The sequence below is a fragment of the Telmatobacter sp. DSM 110680 genome (assembly GCF_039994875.1).
Lineage (GTDB): Bacteria > Acidobacteriota > Terriglobia > Terriglobales > Acidobacteriaceae > Telmatobacter.
Window position 1 is genome coordinate 2329525 of sequence record NZ_CP121196.1, and the last position, 17047, is coordinate 2346571.

Genomic DNA, 17047 nt, shown 5'->3' on the forward strand with positions numbered 1-17047 from the left:
CTCAGTGTTTGGCGATGGCACAAACCATCAATGTGGTGAGCAGCAGAGGCAGGTAGATGACACTTACTTTAAGCAGATCGCGAGCTACCATGCGGCTTTCGGTTTCGCTCGTGGTGCGCAGGATGCGGGTAAAGCGAATGGTATACGCGAGATAGAAAAGGCCCAGTATCGTGGCGGGGATTGCGTAAACTGTGCCTGCCATGCCGAGTCGCCACGGAAGAAGGCTTACGGGAATCATGGCCACAGCGTAGAACAGCGCTTCAACAACCGTGGACCAGCCATCGGGTTGGACGACGGGGAGCATGCGGATTCCGGCGCGCGCGTAGTCGTCGCGGTAGAGCCAGGCGATTGCCATGAAGTGCGGGAACTGCCAGACGAACAGTATGGCGAATAGTGCGACGGCCGGCCATTCGATGCGTCCGCGGGCGGCGGTCCAGCCAAGCAGCGGACCCATGGCCCCGGGAAATGCACCGATGAAGGTGGCAAGCGAAGTGACGCGTTTGAGCGGGGTGTAGATGGCGACGTAGCAGAACGCTGTTAAGAGAGCGAGTGAAACCGTGAGCAGATTGGTATGCAGCAGCAGCCACCAGCCGCCGAGCGCGAGAGAGCCGAGTCCGGCTGCTACGCCCTGGATGAGCGAGATGCGGCCTGCCGCGATGGGTCGATCTTCGGTGCGCTTCATCTTGGCGTCGCTGGTGCGTTCGAGAGCTTGATTGAGCGCGCTGGCTCCCGCGGAGACCATGCCAATTCCAAGAAGAGTGTCGAGCAGTCCGCGCTGGACGCTTGAGATTCCGGACTGCATGGACCCGAGATAGAAGCCTGCCCATCCGGTGATGACCACCATCCCGGTCACACGTACTTTGAATAACTCGCGCAGATCGTTGATCAGTGTCGCGGTTACGCCGGGGGTAGGGGCGTGGATCTGGTGCGCTGGATGGGAAGGTGCCTGCTCCTTGGATGAGGCCGTGTCCTGCGCGGCAAAATTGGATGAGGCAGCAGCCTGGGAAACGGGAGTCATAAGGGCGGACAGGAACCTCGGTGGAGGCGCGGTGCGGATGCGTGCGCCTGCATTGATGATAACAAGTGGCTTCGGAGTGCGCTTGATTGAGGCAGGTCAGTCAGTTCCGAGATATTTCTTTGCCAATTCAACGATTTGGGCGCGACTCGGCCGCCAGCATTCCCAAACTGCGGCACACCAGCGCTCGATCATTGCGTCGCGAGCGGGGCCGGGGTCGGCGGCGAGAACGTTTTGAATGCGAATGTCCCCTCTCTTTTTTGGCAGAGGAGGCTTGACCCAGGTGTTAGGCCACTTTGCGAGCTGCATGTGGGCTCGCTGGACCTGTTTGCCCGTGAAGCCTTTTTCGAGATGAAGGTATAGGCCGATCAGGGAGAAGATGACGGCGATCGGCTTGGTGCCCTCATCTGCGTTCTGTGCGGCATAGGCATCGACGACGAGTTGATGGATGAACGCTGGGTCAGGATGCGACAGCGTGTAGTAGGCGAGCTGGTTGTAGAGTTCTTCGTTTCGCGGCAAGCCGGCGGCTTCGAGGACAGCGTCGGCGACCTGATCTGGAGTGCCCGCATCTGCGCGAATGGAAACATGCGCGGTGCGATAAAGGGGCAAGCGGCGCCGGTAGCGCGCAGCGAGATTGGCGTGATCGGCGAGGACGGGGCGGGTATTTTCAGTGCCGCTGCAGCGGGCGAGGGTCGTGTTCAGTTCGACTTCAAGATGAACGAGCAGAGTGCCTCGGTCGCTGAGAAGAAGCGTGCGCGTGTCTTCGCGTTCGATGGCGCCGCCTCCGAGAGCTAGGACGAGGTTTTCGCCGGATGCGAGGCGCGCGATGGTGGCGTGCTCGCGGTCGCGGAAGGACGACTCGCCGTGGCGCCCGAAGATGTCGGCGATGGTTGCGCCGGCTTCAGCTTCGATCACATTGTCGACATCGATGAATTGCCAGCCGAGGCGGGAGGCGATAAGCGGACCTACTGTGGATTTGCCGGAGCCCATGAAGCCGGTGAGAACGATGCGGCGCGGTGGCGTTGCTGGTGGTGGCCCGAGTTGATCTGTCGAAGGCAAATGAGTTGTTCCAATAACGGAGAGTGAATTTCTAAATCCAGTATAAGAAGGTGAACTGGGAGACGGTTATCCGAGCACCATCACAACCGCACCTGCTGTGATCAGGAGTCCTCCAGCGACTGTCGGCATCGTCAGCTTTTCACCCAGCAGCAGCCACGCAAATAGCATGACCAGCGGGACGCTGAGCTTGTCGAGCGGAGCGACCTTCGAGGCGGGACCGAGTTGAAGTGCGCGGAAGTAGCAAAGCCACGACAAGCCGGTGGCCATTCCTGAAAGAACCAGGAACAGGAGGGTGCGCCGATCGATCAAGCGAATCTCACCGTGTTTGCCGAGAGCCAGGGCGATGGACCATGCGAAGACCAGAACGACGGTTGTGCGGATGGCTGTTGCCAAGTTCGAGTCGATGTGAGCTACACCTACCTTGGCCAGTAGTGCCGTAGCGGCGGCAAAGAGCGCGGAGAGGAGCGCCCATCCAATCCATGTCATCGAGGATGTCATAGCAATCATGGTATGCGGCTTGGGTGTGTTCTCGTTCATCTAGACTGGATTTCATGGAGAGCGGCCGGGCCAGCAAAACTGCTTTGGGAGTGGCGATCCGGCGTGCTGCGCATCAGATGATCGACAAGCCTCCGGTGCTGGATGACCCTATCGCATTGCGGCTCGTCGGGGACGGATACCCGCGACTGATGGAGCGCGCGATGCATTCGGTAGGCCGGGATTTTCGTGGCTTTATGGCGGCACGAAGCCGCTATACCGAGGACCAGTTGGCCGAGGCGGTGGCCTGCGGAGTTACGCAATACGTGGTGCTGGGGGCGGGTCTGGATACGTTCGCGTATCGGAATCCATTCTCAACGTTGCGTGTCTTCGAAGTGGATTTTCCGGCTACCCAGGTGTGGAAGCGGGCGATGCTGGCGCAGGCTGCGATTGCGCTGCCGGCGAATCTCGTATTTGTGGCGCTGGACTTTGAGCACCAGACGCTTGCGGACGGACTGGTCGAAGCGGGGCTGGATTTCACTAAGCGTGCATTCTTTGGCTGGCTGGGCGTGGTGCCGTATCTAACGCTGGATGCATTTCGGGCGACGTTGAGCGTGGTGGCGCGGATGCCTGTGGGAAGTGCGGTCACGTTTGATTACGCGGTTGCGCCGGAGACGTTGAGCCCGATAGGACGAATCGCATTCGACAGGTTGTCGGAACGAGTCGCGGCGGCGGGAGAGCCGTTTCGGCTTTTCTTCACACCGGAGGATTTGGAAGCTGAGTTGCGGCGAGAAGGATTCAAACGCGTGGAGCAAGTGGATTCCGGACGGCTCAACGATCTTTATTTCAACGATCGCGCTGACGGGCTGAAGCTCTCACCTCTGGGGCTGGGGATGCTGGTTACTGCCGGAGTGTGATGTCAAAGGCGACGCATTGAAACTTCGCGACGCTACAATGATGCAAGCATGATCCGTAGACTCATTGGACTGTCCGTTGCAGGGACTTTGCTCGCTGCCTCGGGGTGCGGGTATCACACGCTGGGTGCGGCCACGCACTTGCCGCCTGACGCGCGCACGCTTTCAGTGCCAATGTTTGCTACTCGCACGGAGGCGTATCACACCGAGACAGCGCTGACTGACGCCGTGATTCGCGAGTTTGCTGCACGCTCGAAGATGCGAGTAACGCCGGCAGACAACGGCAATTCGGACGTGGTTCTGCACGGGACCATCTTGAATGAAACGGTTGCGCCGCTGACCTACAACACCACCAACCAGCAGGCTTCGAGCTTTCTGATCACGCTGGTAATTTCGGTGACCTTGAAGGCTCGTGACGGCAAGGTGCTCTACGAGAACAAGAATTATGTGTTTCGCGGTCAGTACCAGTCCACTTCGGATTTGCCAACATTTCTGGATGAAAGCTCCTCGGCGGTTGACCGCATGTCCCGTGACTTTGCCCGGGCGCTGGTGGCGGACGTGCTGGAAGGAATGTGAAAGCAGGGGCTCGGGAACAGGGACTAGCGACCAGGCAACAGACTTAAGCAGCACACACAAGTTACGGTTATAGTTGAGTTTCTGCCGTTTAATCCTCAGGATAGCGCCCTATCGCTCACTGTTAATCTGTATACGCATGCTCGCTGCCCGGCCAACCTGGAGTTTTGCCCGATGAGCGGCTCTCGTTGGGGTGCAGGTTTCAGCGCAGTTGGGCGTTTTGTTGGCGAGATTGAGGCTGCAGCCACCAATAAAGGCTCGTTGAGACCTGGTTATGTGCTGGCTGGCGATGAAATCTTTCTGCTGGATCGTTGCCGCGACGCTGTTCTCAAGGCATTCGTGCCGCCCGATCTCAAAGACTTCTGCCTGTCCGATCTCGATCTGAGTACAACCCCGATTTTTGATGTCCTCGATCGCGCACAAACGCCTTCGCTGATGGCGCCGTTTCAGGTAATTTTTGTTCGCAATGTGCGGCAGCTTTATACCCGCGGCGCCAAGAAGGATGAATTTGCGGCGCTGGACCGGTACTTTAAGTCCCCGAATCCGCAGGCACTGTTGATCTTCGTGGCGGATTTTTTGCGTATACCGACCGACACGCGGCGCATGGAGATGGACGACAAGAATCGGTTTGAGCGTTTGTCGGAAACTCTCGGCGAGCACTGCGGAATGGTCGAGTTGGCGCGCGTGAACGAAGAAGACGCTATGCGCTGGGCGACTGCAACGGCGCTGGCAACCGATACCAAACTCGAACCGGATGCGGCTCGCGAGCTTGTGGACGCGCTGGGAGCCGACATGATGCTGATTGCATCAGAGCTGGAAAAGCTGTTGCTGTACACGTCTGGCCGTGGCCGAATTACCTTGGGCGATGTTGAGACGATGGTTTTGGCGGCCAAGCAGCGTTCTCTTTATGAACTGACGGATGCCATCAGCTCGCGCAATACGGCAAAGGCACTGGCGCTGCTGCACGGGTTGTTGAACAGTTCGGATGCGGGCGAGGATGCGGCGATTGGGCACCTTTATATGCTGGCACGCACCTTCCGGCAGATGCTGGTCATTCTCGAGAAGAACGTGCGTGACTCGCGAGCGATCTGGCAAGCGCTGTGGCAGGGATTTCGCATGCCTCCGTTTGCGGCAGACGATCTGATCCGCCAGGCTCGGCGGTACAAGAGCCGGCGTGAATTGACGAGGGCGATACGGTTGATTGCGCGAGCCGATCTGGAATTGCGTTCATCTCCGCCGGACAAGCGCCTCGTGCTGGAGCGTCTGGTTTACGATCTCGCATCCGAGCCGAAAGCATCGTCACCGTGGGCTTCGTCGCAGTTGTCGTTCGAAGTCTAAACAAATTGCAGATTTAGAAGTTTACGGACGGTGAGGGAATTCGCCCGCTGCGGGATTTTCTTAGTACAGATGTGTGCCGGATTGCATGAGCCATCCACTATAGGCGCGATCTTCTCGCAGGATGTGGCTTGTGAGCCAGTCGCGGAGGAACGTGATGAGGTGCACGCTGAGAGCGGCTTCTCCACGCCTGTGACGTTCGGCGTAATCGGCTACTTGCGATGTTAGTTTCAGATGTGCGGCACGATGCTCTGGCAGACCGGGATATTTCGCGCTGGCGAGCATCGACTCTTCGGCGGAGAAGTGGCTTCGCGTGTATGCCAGCAGATCGTCGAGCAGGCGACCGGTGACTGACTTTTCCTGACCCTTCAGCATGGCTGCGTGCAACTCGTTCAACGAGTCGAATAAAGATGAATGCTGATCGTCAATGGATTGAATGCCAACCGAGTCGGATTTATTGAAAGTCAAAAGTGCCATTCCGTCTCTCTCCCGCCAAAGCCTGGCAATCAAGATATCGGCACGGGGCTGGTGAAGTTGAGAGAGCTTCTACTTTCGGGGTGAGAGGAAAAAGGATTAAAAGACGCCGCGATCGTTGAGCCAAACGCCGTAAGGCTGGTCGAGTTGCTCAACATGCTCCATGTACCAGGACGGGAGGAATGCGAGCAGCGAAGGGAAGTGGAGGGCTTCATCGTGGTTCACCTGTTCGAGAGCGGAATAGAGTTTTGCCAGCAGGTGCATGTGCGCCGTGCGGTGCTCCTCGAAGCCGGGAAAACCTTCCCGCTGCAGAAGCTGTTCCTCGCTCTGGAAATGCATTTGGGTGAATTCAATGAGGTGTTCGAGCTGCAGGCTGATGCACTGGCGATCGCCACCGTGAAGCAGCATGACGCGGAGTTCATTCAGGGTATCCATCAGGATGCCGTGCTGATCGTCCATGGCCTGCACGCCAACGATGCATTCATGGCTCCACGTCAACAGGGTCATCTCAATCTCCGCAACCAGAGACAAGTCTCACCCTAGTGATGAACAGTCTCAATGGCGCTATTGTGGGGAGCTTATGGGCCTTTGGGATCACCCGGGATGTGACTTCCGGCGCATTACCGTGGTGCTTTTACTCCAGAATCATGTCTGGCTGGGGTCCGTGACTGCGAGTGGTCAAAATAACAGCAGCGGCGAGGATGAGTGCTCCGCCAAACCACGCATAAGGACCAAGGTGTTCGCCGAGTAATTTCACGCCAAGGTAGGACCCGAGAGCCGGTTCGATGTTGAGGAAGACCCCGGCGCGCGAGGCGGGAACGTGATGGATACCCCAGTTCCACAGAAATGTGGTGGTCGCGGTGCAGGCGAGGCCGCTGATGGCCAGGGCGATCCAGGCTGTGACACTCACATGGCTGAAGGGCGGAGGAGAGATTTTTTCTACTCGCCACGGGTTGAACAGCATGGGGCCGAGGGTCCAAACCGCCAGCATTACCGTTCCGGCAAGGATGCTGTACGCCGTGACCACGACCGGGCTGTGCGAGCGCATGAGTTTCTTGCTGAGGAGGATCCATAGGAGCGCGGTGCAAAGCGATAAGACCACCAGCATGTCGCCGTACAAAGTGGGTTCACCCTGTGCCGCCGGTCCGCGATGTCCACCGAGCACGATGAGAGCAGCTCCGACCGTGGAGGCGACCAATGCAGTCCAGCCGATCGCGTCGAGGCGCTCACCAGCGAACAGTGCAGCGGCGACGCCAAGCAGAACAGGCATGGATCCAACCATCAGCGAAGCGTGGCTCACGGTGGTGTGGGCCAAACCGTGAAACTGGATGAGGAACTGGATGGGAATGCCAAAGGCGGCGGAGATGAGAATGATGCGGATTTCGGCGGCCGTAAAGCGGACACGATTCAGGAGCGCGACGGGCAGAAGGCCAACGCAGGCAAAGAGAAACCGGTAGAGCACCATGTGCTCCACGCTCATCTCATTGAGCGCAAGGCGGCCGAAGTAGAAGCCAGTGCCCCAGAGGCATCCGGCAACCGCGCATGCCCCATAGCCGAGGAAGGCGGTACGCGGGCTCAATGTTGTGTTGTCTGCCATGCCTGCTTTTACTGTCGCACAGCGGATTCGCGGCCCACGCCAGTCGATTGCATCTGGTGGGAACAGTCAGTCAGCGAAAAGCGACATCTGTTTTGAAGATTTTGTCTTTTGCGACTTGGGTACGTCTTCGAAGACAGTTCTTCCGCCGATAGAAGATGAGATATTGCGTTCGTGGCTTATCGCCGCAGAAAAGTCAGCTAAGGGTTCCATGTTGCTTTCGACGTTGCGCGTGAGCCGGTCGAGACAGCGAAAGCCTTCGAGCTTTTCCGTGTGTCCGAGCTTCGCTGCATCCAAAGCACGCCGCAGAACGCTGAGAGACTCGTCGTATGTCTTGAGCGGAACCGGGAAGGGGTGGCCGTCTTTCCCGCCATGCGCGAAAGAAAAGCGAGCAGGGTCGTCAAATCGGCTGGGTGCACCGTGGACGACCTCGGCGATAAGAGCGAGCGATTGCAGGGTACGCGGACCGAGTCCTTCAACGAGCAGCAACGATGCAAAGTTGCGGAGGTCCTCTTCGTGAGCTACAGCGAGCACTCCGCCTAAACGCTTCAGATCAAGGTCTGCGGGGCGAACGTCGTGGTGGGAGGGCATGGTCAGCTTGCGAATTTCATCGAGCGATGCCTGTACGGGTTCATGCGCGATCGAGAGCAGCGCCTTTTGAGCGTGAACCGCGCGATGGTCGACCAGGTTGAGAATTGTGCCCTGCGGTTTACCGAGGATTGCCGTGTGGGGATCGGAGACGAAGTCGCGGACGGCCGCCGAGTGCCAGTGATATCGGCGTGCGAGGCGGTTATCTGCATTCATACCTTGCTGCACGACGGCCCATTCACCGGATTTGTGAATGACGAAGGAATGCAGGTAAAGCTGAAATCCGTCTGCTATGGCGTTGTTATCGATGCGGGCGGTGAGACGGCTGGTACGGGCAAGGTAGTCTCCATCAAGGCCGGTGTGCCCGGCAAATTCGTGCAGCTCTGCAGGAGTGCGCTTGGAATGTTTGCCGCGGCCGCCGCAGATGGTGATTCCAAGTTCCCGGAAGCGCGGATTAAGACCGCGTTTTAGCGCTCCCATGACCGAGGTTGTGATTCCGGAGGAATGCCAGTCCATCCCCATGACGCAGCCAAGCGCCTGGAACCAGAATGGATCACTGATCCGGGTGAGGAACTCTGACGGGCCGTAGGACTCGAGGACACACTCGGTAATCGCAGTGCCAAGCAAGGTCATGCGCTCGGCCAGCCACGGCGGTACGTGTCCGCCGTGGAGGGGGAGGTCGGCGGTTCCGGAGCGTTTCACTCCAATATTCTCTCGCAAATGGGATGGCCGGTTCGCGGGGAGCGTGTTCCATTTTGAAGCGATTGGTTTTATTTCATTGGAACGCAGAACTTCGAGTGTCGTCAGACCATCCAAGATCGTGCTAGCATCATTGGCACGGTGCGCCTTGGCCGGTGCTACCTCCCCAAGGCGTTTTGCGATCAACGTTCGCCAACGAAACAAGAGGATGCGAACATGACAAAGACCCTTCTTTTCAAGGCCATGACATCACTACCGCTTCTGCTGCTGGGTTCAATGCTCTATGCGCAGGCGGACGACGCAAACCCTCCAAACACTGCGACAGATCCAGGCGTCTCAAAGGTGCGCATTGTGCGCCTTAGCCAGGTGCGCGGCACTGTCCAGATCGATCGCAGCAACGGCCGCGGTTTTGAGCCGGGCATCGCCAATCTGCCGATTATTGAGCACAACCAACTTCGCACCGGTGTGGGCGTTGCAGAGGTTGAGTTTGAAGACAACAGCTCGCTGCGGCTGGCTCCCAATTCGCTCGTGGAATTTCCGAGCCTGGAACGCGATGCCAGCGGTGCGACCATTTCTTCGGTTCATATCATCAAAGGCAGCGCCTATATCAGTTTGGTGAAACCGCAGAGCGGAAAGGCTCCCGTAAACAAGTTTGCCGTTGTGTTTGGGGAGCGCAAGCTCGAGCTTGACCCGGCGACACACGTCCGACTGACGCTGGGTGACACCGACGCGAAGCTCGCTGTGCTTGATGGTGTGGTTCACGCGAGTGGGGAGAATGGCTTGGTAAATATCCCCAAAAAGAAGACAGCAACGTTTGCAATTTTCGGCCAGAATGAGCCGACGATTGCCAAGGATATTGAGCCGACCCCCTTCGATGCGTGGGATCACGATGCGGCTTCATATCATTCGAATGTGGCATCTTTCTCGGGTGTCAACTCGCCCTATGCATACGGGATGCGCGATATGGCCTATTACGGCAGCTTTGTGAATGCTGGCGGCTGCGGATCGATGTGGCGTCCTTACTTCGCGAGTGCGTCGTGGCAACCGTATTCAAACGGGAGCTGGGCCTGGTATCAAGGCGCGGGCTATTCATGGGTTTCGCCCTATCCCTGGGCGTGGACGCCGTATCACTATGGCTCATGGGCCTACTGCGACAACGTTGGGTGGGGATGGATGCCGGGCGGCGGATGGAATGGCCTGAACAACGTTACAACGGCGACGACAGCGGTGATTCCGACTGGCGGCAGTGGCAACGGCGGCAATGGCGGACGTATTCCCCACCGGCCTACACTTCCTCCTTCTCCGCATGCGCCCTCGGTAAGTGCGGTAAATACGAAGCCGCTTGCAGGGTCTGAGATCGCCTCGTCCTCGTCTTTTGTGTTTCGCAAAGACTCGGCGGGATTGGGTGTGCCGCGCGGGACGCTTGGAAATCTGCACAAGTTTTCCAATGAATCGATTAGTCACGGCACTGCGAGGATCCCGATCTATGCGAGCGTTCCGGAGACCGGCAGGTCCAGTAGCGGCCTCACATCGTCTGCTTTGATGGGAGCTTCACTTCATCGCGGGTACGCACCACCGCCGTCAAGTTTCTCGCAGGGATCTTCGAGTTCATATTCTGGTGGATCTAACAGCAACATGGGTTCAAGCGGCGGCGGCGCTCGATCGAGTGGTCCGTCGATGCCATCTGCGCCGGCTCCTTCGGCTCCCTCCGGGGGCGGCGCCAGGAAATAGCGGCGCGCGGAATTCGACTTGATTTTGGCTGTGCGCGTCACCAGTTGTAACGCGCACAGCATCTCTTCTGCGAACACCGTACTTCTGCATCCCGCCTTATCACACCGAAACCAAGGTCGAGCAATTGGCGTCACTTCATTTCTTCTCGGAACCTCGTTGCTCTCAGAACCTTAATGAGGGCTTAGGGCCCAGGTGCTCTCCGTCACCACTCATTTAAGAAAATGACGCTGACGGCGCGGTAGAGCCGAGGAATCGGCGAGAATATATGCAGAGATGGTGAAGAGATTTTTGGGGATTGAAGCGCGCGGCTTGATTGCGCATGTATTCCGGGTTCTGACATTTGCCGTAATGCTACATGCGGCAGCGCAGGCTCAACTCTTCGGACACCATCCCAAGGATGCGAAGGACGCATCTCCCGCAGATTCTGTGAATCGGGAACAGCCGGCGTCCCAGCCAGCCGCTTTCAGCATTCCTGTTGAGCCGCTCGGATTCTTTGCGCCCGGCGCTATTTATCAGGGGCAGCGGGAAAGTCTCGTGTCGCTGGACTTTCTGGATGAAGACCACCTTTTATTCACGTTTCATGCACCGGGGCTGATGCGCCGGCGAGACAATGCGTCTGCGAGCGATGAGCGGCAAATACGCGCGGTCGTTCTGGCTTTGCCCAGTGGAACGGTGAATGCGGAGGCCCTGTGGACACTGCATGACAGGGGCCGGTATTTGTGGATGTTGAACGACGGACATTTCCTCTTGCGCAATCAGAACGACCTGCAGCTCGGAGAAGCGTCCTTGGAACTCAAGCCTTCCCTGCATTTTGAAGGCCCGGTACTGTGGCTTGAACTTGACCCGGCGCAGGATCTGGTTGCTACCGATTCTCGTGAGCCTGTTGGCACTAAACCTCAAACTGGCAGCGTGCCGAGCCCGGGGACCGCTTCCGCGTGGGTCACTTCGGATGAGGTGAAATCGTATGCGGAACCCGACATTGTCTTGCGTATTGTGCGACGCGCTACGGGGCAGGTTATGCTGGTCAGCCGCACCCGGACGACCGTGCATCTGCCCATCAACTCCGATGGTTTCGTCGAATCATTGCGCGGCAAAGGGCACGAATGGGTGCTGAACCTGGATTCTTTCAAGGGTGGAAGTCGCGTGATTGGGAAACTCGACTCGATGTGCGCGCCTTCCGTCGAGTTTGTCTCCAATCCTGAAGTGCTCGTCACCACCTGCAATCCCGACAACAGTCGATGGATGGTTGCCATGTCGACCGACGGCAAGCGTCTTTGGAATGTGGTGAAGCCGCCAACCCAGATTTGGCCGCGCCTGTACATGGCACCCAACGGTCTGCGCCTTGCCCGCGAAACTCTTGTTGTAACCCACCCGATCGATACCTTTTCCCCGCTCAGTTTTGACGATGTGAAAGGACAACTCGTGGAGGTCTACGATGCGATCACCGGGAAGGTGAATTTGACTGCGCCTGCCAGTCCCATTCTGGATGGGGGCGGCAATGTTGCCATCTCACCCTCCGCCCGGCGTGTGGCCATTCTCGACGCTGGAGCCATCCAAGTATATGAACTGCCGCCTACATCTCCCGGTCTTCCTGCCGGGCAGTAGAGGGCAGCGGGTATTCAGGCGCGTTTCCGACGTGTAAACTTGCCTGCGGAGGTTTTTCTTGGCCACAGCTGTCGTCCGGTATACGGCTGCGGCGGTCACTGACCGCGGGCGCAAACGTCCTTCCAACGAAGATGCCTTCGGGTTTTCCGTTGAGTCGGGTGTTTATATAGTTTGCGACGGAATGGGCGGAGCAGCCGCTGGAGAAATCGCCAGCACCCTCGCCGTTGACGAATTCCTTCGCCTTCTAACCAATCGAAATCCTGAAAATACAACGCCTTTAGCCGATGCGGCTCAAAGCGCGATCTGCGCCGCCAATGAGGCGATCTTCTCACGCGCCCAGCGGAATCACCGGCTGAGCGGGATGGGCACAACGCTGGTGGCATTGGCGACCTGCGAGCACCATGTGTGGGTACTGAACATAGGGGACAGCCGTTGCTACCGGCTCCGCCAAGGTCGCCTGGAGCAGGTAACCAGTGATCACTCACTGGTCGAGGAGCAGGTGCGAATGGGCCGCATGACCCCGCGTGAAGCCCTGCATTCTCCTCTAAAAAACGTGATTACGCGGGCCTTGGGCACGCAGTCGCAGGTGACGCCCGACGTGTTTGAACTCGAGGCCGAACCCGGCGATCTGTTCCTGCTTTGCTCCGACGGATTGACGCGCGAATTACCAGACTCCGCGATTCAGACCTTGCTGAATGACGCACTCCCCCTTGAAGCGCTCTCTGCGAGACTCGTTGACGCTGCAAAAAAGGCGGGCGGTCACGATAACATCACGTGTCTGCTCGTACGCGCAGAGGCGTAGTTAGCTAGATAGGCGATTCCGTCTTTTCCTGTCTCAGGCCTGGCAGTGCTGCGCACCATTCGTTGACAGCCGTTTCGAGATCGCCTCAAGCATCACGGTCGGATGCACCGGCTTGGCCATGATCTCGAACTCATGCCCTTCGCTCTTTGCCTTCTTCACAAGTGCCTCGACTGTTGGCTGCCCGGAAAACAACAGAATGTGACAACTCTCGAAGCGCTCCTTCAGGAGCACCGCGAGATCGATTCCATTCATCTTCGGAAGCATTACGTCGAGGATCGCGAGATCGGGGAACCATTGCTCGACAAGTTGAAGTGCCGCTTCTGCGGAATAGACTACGCGTGCGTCGTAGCCTTTTGAGCAAAGAATCTGGGCCAATGAGTCGGCCACCATCTTCTCGTCTTCCACGATCAAGATCATTCCCACGTTTTCAGGCATTAAGGGCCTCCCGTGGGAAAAATCCGAACCGCCCACTGTTCTTGTGAAGGATGCCCGGTCGTGAATGTAAGGTTGGCTATCTGACGCTCAACAAATACAAGCAAATCAATATCAATCACAGTGCGGGACGCGTATCTCTGGAATCCATGAGTTGATTACTGCGACGTATGCGTCTGTCTTGTCTTCCGTCGATGCCGCATGAGAACGAGGTGCGATTACACAGGGCTTAGGGGTTCAGAGTACTTACCTTTTGCCCTTGGAGTAATAAAGGCGTATTACTGTTTCGCTGCGTGGATATCTCCGGGGTGCGGACCTAACATAAAGAATCTAATTCATTTGCGTCCTGTATTCGGTATGTTCGTGAATCAGGTGGCAACGAACAAATCTATGAACAGTGCGAAATATCATTCGTGGAAGAGGCTCAATCCTGTCGGGGAACGGCCGGAAAGACCTATCCAGATCCAGAATCCCCGGGAGATTATGCGCGAGAGTTCCGGCTCAGGATTCTTGTTGGACTGGCTCGTGGGCGGCGAAGCATCCGCGCGAAATATTCAGGGATTTTCGATTAGATTTGAAGGCTATTTGGCGACCAATGCGGGTCAAGCCAGCCAGGCGAGACAGGCCGACCAGAAGCGCGCTCATGCGCGGTGAATAGAATCCACTTCTGCCATTTCTGGTCGGGGCGGAGGGATTCGAACCCCCGACCCTCTGCTCCCAAAGCAGATGCGCTACCAGACTGCGCTACGCCCCGACGTTTCTCTGATTGTATCGCGGAAAGCCTCGCGGCTTGTACCGTTGGATCTCGTTCGAAGCCATCCGGACTCAATGGTGGATAAGCCATGCAAACAGCCAGATAACGATTATGATCGGGATCGCAAAAACGACTCCTAGCGCGCACAGGACAGTAGCGAGGAACGCCCAGTCTTTCCAGGTGTGGCGACGTGGTTCACCCAAGTGGCGCTGGAGCAACTGGTAGTTACGTCGATTGGGCTTAAAGGCGATATCGAACACGTCGCCAAGGATGGGAATCGATCCCACCAGTACACCGATGCCAATGTTGGCAGTCATGCGGAACAAAGTGATGTAAGGAACCCCACGGGTCCAGGCAGCAATCGGGATGATGAGGGAGAGCAACCCCGCCATGACGTCCCCCAGTCCCGGTACCAGTCCAATGATGCCGTCAATGCCGAAGCGGAACTTGGTGAAGGGGATCCGGAATGCTTCGTCGAGCAGAATCTCGAGCTGACGCAGTGTTGCATCCCGAAAGAGCCAGGCGCCACGATCCCAGCGCCCTGACGGCACGAGGATGCCATCAACCGATGGGCCCTTGCGCTGGCTGAATCGAGTCGATTTGGCTTCAGAATCGGGCGTACGTGAGGCCTTCCGGTCGCCATTGGGCATATTCATTCGATGCTACAATCGTAGAGGTACGTGGCGGCTATAGTTCAGCGGCAGAACGCCTGACTGTGGCTCAGGATGTCGTGGGTTCGATCCCCACTAGCCGCCCCAATTGAAGATTTCTAATTTTCGTCTGACCCGATAAGCGTGCGTACGCGCGCCCAAAGCAGCCCCGGTCTGAGCTGTCTAAATCAACAACTCTGAAATGCACTGGAGATCATGCCTGCGCAATGGTCGGGGATCAATGCCTGTCGGCTTCGGCGTTTGTCGGGTCGGAGAAGCCTTCTTTGAAGATCGAGATCCAGCTGATGAGCACGACCAGGGTGCATCCGATCAATCCGCTGAAGAACATGATCTCAACAAGCCGAACAGCTAAAACCATCATGGAGTGAGTCATGGTGCGAGACACAACCTTTCCCGAACCCGTCGAGAGAGCTATGGCTCGATCTCGAAGTCAGCTGAGAGTATAGGGAAACAGGGAAAGCGGCACTAGTCATACCAAGGTATAGTTGTGTTCCTTGAGAGAGCCTTTTAAAGTCCAAACACGGACTCGTATATTCATAAGACATCCGGGTCCATTTCCCTTCTCGTTTGAGTTGTAAATCAGATCGCAACCGAATTCACCGCAAGAGACCTTACCGGCCCAGCGGTGAAGTGTACCCTGCAGCATCTCGCGCAGTTCGACAGTAGAAGATTCCAAAAATTGAATGGAGGAGCTACACGATGAACCCCATTGTGCGGCCAGGGAGATCCCTGTCTTTTTCGCAAAAGCTAACCCGGCTGGCAGAACGCCTGCGCCAGCCGATGTGGCAGAAGTACGGCGCGACCGTGCTCGCAGGCAAACTCGCTGGTGTCGGTTTGACGTTGTTGGTCACGGCCGGCATCACCGCAATATTCTTCGCAAAGGTGTACGCAGCTGATACTCCGATGAAAGCTGCTGACATTGTGAATCCTGTAAACACCGCATGGACATTGATTGCGGCCTTCCTCGTGTTCGGCATGCAGGTTGGATTCACGATGCTCGAAGCAGGCTTCTGCAGGTCGCGCGAGACGGTGAACGTGCTGATGGAGTGCATTGTCGACACGTGTTTATGCGGAATTCTTTTCTATGCAATTGGTTTCGCATTCATGTTCAGCCATGGCAACGGATTCATCGGCTACCACTGGTTTTTCCTGCAAGGTGCGCCTGAAACTTATGAATCTACAGGTGTGGCATTCCTCGCGGTATGGATCTTTCAATTCGCATTCGCCGATACCTGCTCCACGATTACCTCCGGTGCCATGATTGGTCGGACGGGTTTTGTCGGCGATTTGCTCTACTCGCTTGGCGTTTCCGGGTTTATCTATCCGATCATTGGCCACTGGGCATGGGGTCCGGATGGCTTTCTGGCGACGATGGGCGCAACCGGTTATTTTCTTCCCAACCTCGGACAGAGCTTCCACGATTTCGCAGGCTCGACGGTCGTTCACACTATCGGTGGATTTATCGCGTTGGCCGGCTCCATTGTTCTGGGGCCAAGGCTGGGGCGCAAGTTCAAACGCGACGGCGGTGCTCCCATGCTGCCGCATGATCTCACCATCGCGGCAACTGGCGGACTGATCCTGTGGTTCGGCTGGTATGGCTTTAATCCTGGTTCCACTCTTTCGGCGATGGATTTTGTGGGTATCGGACGCGTCTCCGCCAATACCACGCTCGCAGCCTGCGCGGCCGGACTTACGGCGATGATGTATGCCTATTTCCTTAGCAAGAAATGGGATGTGGGATTCACGGTGAACGGATTCCTTGCAGGACTTGTTGCGATTACATGCCCCTGCTACTGGGTCACCCCAACTGGTTCCATCATCCTGGGTGGAGTCGCCGGGGTCCTGGTGTGCATGGGCGTGGAGCTACTGGAGTGGTTGCGCATCGACGATCCTATCGGTGCGGTTCCCGTGCATGGCCTGTGCGGTATCTGGGGTACGCTCTCGCTCGGATTCTTTGCCTGCGGCAAGTATGGGGCATCTGGACCAGCGGGTCCTGACAACTCGGCAGCGCTCTCCGGGCTCTTCTATCACGGTGGCTTCACCCTGTTGAAGGCCCAGTTCATTGGCAGCGCAATCATCACGACCGCTACTTTTGGTGTAGCGATGCTGCTGATGTACCTGGTGAACCTGACGGGGACGCTGCGTGTTTCAGAAGAGGGTGAGTTGTATGGACTTGACCTTCATGAGCATGGCATCTCAGCTTATCCGGAGTACGTCATTTCGTCGCTGGCCGCACCGGCTGGCATGCCTAAGGATGTTACTGGGCACTCGCCAGTACACGAGATGACCTCGCTGCGCAGCGCATCCACAACCGGCGATTGATCGAA

18 protein-coding genes and 2 tRNA genes are annotated in these 17047 nt (G+C 57.3%); 9 read left to right on the plus strand and 11 right to left on the minus strand.

What is annotated here, in order from left to right:
- Window position 1: 1 nt before the first annotated feature.
- From cyoE to P8935_RS09650, 3 genes are all read right to left on the minus strand, one after another.
- Window positions 2-1018, minus strand: coding sequence for a heme o synthase (cyoE, locus tag P8935_RS09640; RefSeq protein WP_348264784.1), 1017 nt, complete (start codon window positions 1016-1018; stop codon window positions 2-4).
- 96 nt (window positions 1019-1114) lie between these two features.
- Window positions 1115-2074: a DUF5946 family protein gene (locus P8935_RS09645; protein WP_348264785.1), complete on the minus strand. Its 960-nt coding sequence runs from the start codon at window positions 2072-2074 to the stop codon at window positions 1115-1117.
- A gap of 66 nt (window positions 2075-2140) precedes the next feature.
- Window positions 2141-2560 (minus strand): EamA family transporter, encoded by a 420-nt coding sequence (locus P8935_RS09650; RefSeq protein WP_348265324.1) that lies wholly within the window; start codon window positions 2558-2560, stop codon window positions 2141-2143.
- 65 nt (window positions 2561-2625) lie between these two features.
- Here P8935_RS09650 and P8935_RS09655 point away from each other — a divergent pair, with 65 nt between their 5' ends.
- The 3 genes from P8935_RS09655 to holA all read left to right on the plus strand — a co-directional run bounded on the left by P8935_RS09655 (window position 2626) and on the right by holA (window position 5373).
- Complete coding sequence (locus tag P8935_RS09655) at window positions 2626-3465, plus strand: class I SAM-dependent methyltransferase (protein WP_348264786.1); 840 nt, start codon at window positions 2626-2628, stop codon at window positions 3463-3465.
- A 48-nt stretch (window positions 3466-3513) separates the two neighbouring features.
- Window positions 3514-4038: an LPS assembly lipoprotein LptE gene (gene lptE / locus P8935_RS09660; RefSeq protein WP_348264787.1), complete on the plus strand. Its 525-nt coding sequence runs from the start codon at window positions 3514-3516 to the stop codon at window positions 4036-4038.
- A 171-nt stretch (window positions 4039-4209) separates the two neighbouring features.
- The gene (gene holA, locus P8935_RS09665) at window positions 4210-5373 is read left to right on the plus strand and encodes a DNA polymerase III subunit delta (protein WP_348264788.1); all 1164 of its coding nucleotides are present in this window, start codon (window positions 4210-4212) and stop codon (window positions 5371-5373) included.
- A gap of 60 nt (window positions 5374-5433) precedes the next feature.
- Here the strand turns inward: holA and P8935_RS09670 are convergent, their stop codons facing one another.
- From P8935_RS09670 to P8935_RS09685, 4 genes are all read right to left on the minus strand, one after another.
- Window positions 5434-5847 (minus strand): bacteriohemerythrin, encoded by a 414-nt coding sequence (locus P8935_RS09670; RefSeq protein ID WP_348264789.1) that lies wholly within the window; start codon window positions 5845-5847, stop codon window positions 5434-5436.
- 96 nt (window positions 5848-5943) lie between these two features.
- On the minus strand, window positions 5944-6351 hold the full coding sequence (locus P8935_RS09675) for a bacteriohemerythrin (RefSeq protein WP_348264790.1): 408 nt from the start codon (window positions 6349-6351) through the stop codon (window positions 5944-5946).
- A gap of 127 nt (window positions 6352-6478) precedes the next feature.
- Complete coding sequence (locus tag P8935_RS09680) at window positions 6479-7441, minus strand: DMT family transporter (RefSeq protein WP_348264791.1); 963 nt, start codon at window positions 7439-7441, stop codon at window positions 6479-6481.
- Between the two features lie 66 nt (window positions 7442-7507).
- Window positions 7508-8728, minus strand: coding sequence for a DUF763 domain-containing protein (locus P8935_RS09685; protein WP_348264792.1), 1221 nt, complete (start codon window positions 8726-8728; stop codon window positions 7508-7510).
- A 213-nt stretch (window positions 8729-8941) separates the two neighbouring features.
- Between P8935_RS09685 and P8935_RS09690 the strand changes: the two genes are divergently transcribed.
- From P8935_RS09690 to P8935_RS09700, 3 genes are all read left to right on the plus strand, one after another.
- Window positions 8942-10456 carry a DUF6600 domain-containing protein gene (locus tag P8935_RS09690; protein ID WP_348264793.1) on the plus strand — a complete coding sequence of 505 codons (1515 nt, stop codon included), beginning with the start codon at window positions 8942-8944 and terminating at the stop codon, window positions 10454-10456.
- 273 nt (window positions 10457-10729) lie between these two features.
- Window positions 10730-12061: a hypothetical protein gene (locus P8935_RS09695; protein WP_348264794.1), complete on the plus strand. Its 1332-nt coding sequence runs from the start codon at window positions 10730-10732 to the stop codon at window positions 12059-12061.
- Window positions 12062-12119: 58 nt separating this feature from the next.
- Window positions 12120-12863, plus strand: coding sequence for a Stp1/IreP family PP2C-type Ser/Thr phosphatase (locus P8935_RS09700; protein ID WP_348264795.1), 744 nt, complete (start codon window positions 12120-12122; stop codon window positions 12861-12863).
- A 33-nt stretch (window positions 12864-12896) separates the two neighbouring features.
- Here the strand turns inward: P8935_RS09700 and P8935_RS09705 are convergent, their stop codons facing one another.
- Window positions 12897-13298: a response regulator gene (locus P8935_RS09705; protein ID WP_348264796.1), complete on the minus strand. Its 402-nt coding sequence runs from the start codon at window positions 13296-13298 to the stop codon at window positions 12897-12899.
- A gap of 387 nt (window positions 13299-13685) precedes the next feature.
- On the opposite strand from P8935_RS09705, the gene P8935_RS09710 reads away from it, so the two are divergent.
- Complete coding sequence (locus P8935_RS09710) at window positions 13686-13949, plus strand: hypothetical protein (RefSeq protein WP_348264797.1); 264 nt, start codon at window positions 13686-13688, stop codon at window positions 13947-13949.
- 23 nt (window positions 13950-13972) lie between these two features.
- Here the strand turns inward: P8935_RS09710 and P8935_RS09715 are convergent.
- Both P8935_RS09715 and P8935_RS09720 read right to left on the minus strand, forming a co-directional pair.
- A tRNA-Pro gene (locus P8935_RS09715) sits at window positions 13973-14049 on the minus strand.
- A gap of 71 nt (window positions 14050-14120) precedes the next feature.
- Complete coding sequence (locus P8935_RS09720) at window positions 14121-14705, minus strand: DUF4112 domain-containing protein (RefSeq protein ID WP_348264798.1); 585 nt, start codon at window positions 14703-14705, stop codon at window positions 14121-14123.
- 27 nt (window positions 14706-14732) lie between these two features.
- Here P8935_RS09720 and P8935_RS09725 point away from each other — a divergent pair.
- Window positions 14733-14807, plus strand: a tRNA-His gene (locus P8935_RS09725).
- Between the two features lie 130 nt (window positions 14808-14937).
- On the opposite strand, the gene P8935_RS09730 is transcribed toward P8935_RS09725, so the two are convergent.
- Window positions 14938-15105, minus strand: a complete 168-nt coding sequence (locus tag P8935_RS09730) for a hypothetical protein (RefSeq protein WP_348264799.1) — start codon at window positions 15103-15105, stop codon at window positions 14938-14940.
- A 314-nt stretch (window positions 15106-15419) separates the two neighbouring features.
- Here P8935_RS09730 and P8935_RS09735 point away from each other — a divergent pair, with 314 nt between their 5' ends.
- Window positions 15420-17042 (plus strand): ammonium transporter, encoded by a 1623-nt coding sequence (locus P8935_RS09735; protein ID WP_348264800.1) that lies wholly within the window; start codon window positions 15420-15422, stop codon window positions 17040-17042.
- Window positions 17043-17047 lie beyond the last annotated feature (5 nt).

Coding starts and splice junctions, on each gene's coding strand:
- cyoE (WP_348264784.1), bottom strand. CDS start 1,018: ATGACTCCCGTTTCCCAGGCTGCTGCCTCATCCAATTTTGCCGCGCAG.
- P8935_RS09650 (WP_348265324.1), bottom strand. CDS start 2,560: ATGACATGGATTGGATGGGCGCTCCTCTCCGCGCTCTTTGCCGCCGCT.
- P8935_RS09655 (WP_348264786.1), top strand. CDS start 2,626: ATGGAGAGCGGCCGGGCCAGCAAAACTGCTTTGGGAGTGGCGATCCGG.
- lptE (WP_348264787.1), top strand. CDS start 3,514: ATGATCCGTAGACTCATTGGACTGTCCGTTGCAGGGACTTTGCTCGCT.
- holA (WP_348264788.1), top strand. CDS start 4,210: ATGAGCGGCTCTCGTTGGGGTGCAGGTTTCAGCGCAGTTGGGCGTTTT.
- P8935_RS09670 (WP_348264789.1), bottom strand. CDS start 5,847: ATGGCACTTTTGACTTTCAATAAATCCGACTCGGTTGGCATTCAATCC.
- P8935_RS09675 (WP_348264790.1), bottom strand. CDS start 6,351: ATGACCCTGTTGACGTGGAGCCATGAATGCATCGTTGGCGTGCAGGCC.
- P8935_RS09680 (WP_348264791.1), bottom strand. CDS start 7,441: ATGGCAGACAACACAACATTGAGCCCGCGTACCGCCTTCCTCGGCTAT.
- P8935_RS09690 (WP_348264793.1), top strand. CDS start 8,942: ATGACAAAGACCCTTCTTTTCAAGGCCATGACATCACTACCGCTTCTG.
- P8935_RS09695 (WP_348264794.1), top strand. CDS start 10,730: ATGGTGAAGAGATTTTTGGGGATTGAAGCGCGCGGCTTGATTGCGCAT.
- P8935_RS09705 (WP_348264796.1), bottom strand. CDS start 13,298: ATGCCTGAAAACGTGGGAATGATCTTGATCGTGGAAGACGAGAAGATG.
- P8935_RS09710 (WP_348264797.1), top strand. CDS start 13,686: ATGAACAGTGCGAAATATCATTCGTGGAAGAGGCTCAATCCTGTCGGG.
- P8935_RS09720 (WP_348264798.1), bottom strand. CDS start 14,705: ATGAATATGCCCAATGGCGACCGGAAGGCCTCACGTACGCCCGATTCT.
- P8935_RS09735 (WP_348264800.1), top strand. CDS start 15,420: ATGAACCCCATTGTGCGGCCAGGGAGATCCCTGTCTTTTTCGCAAAAG.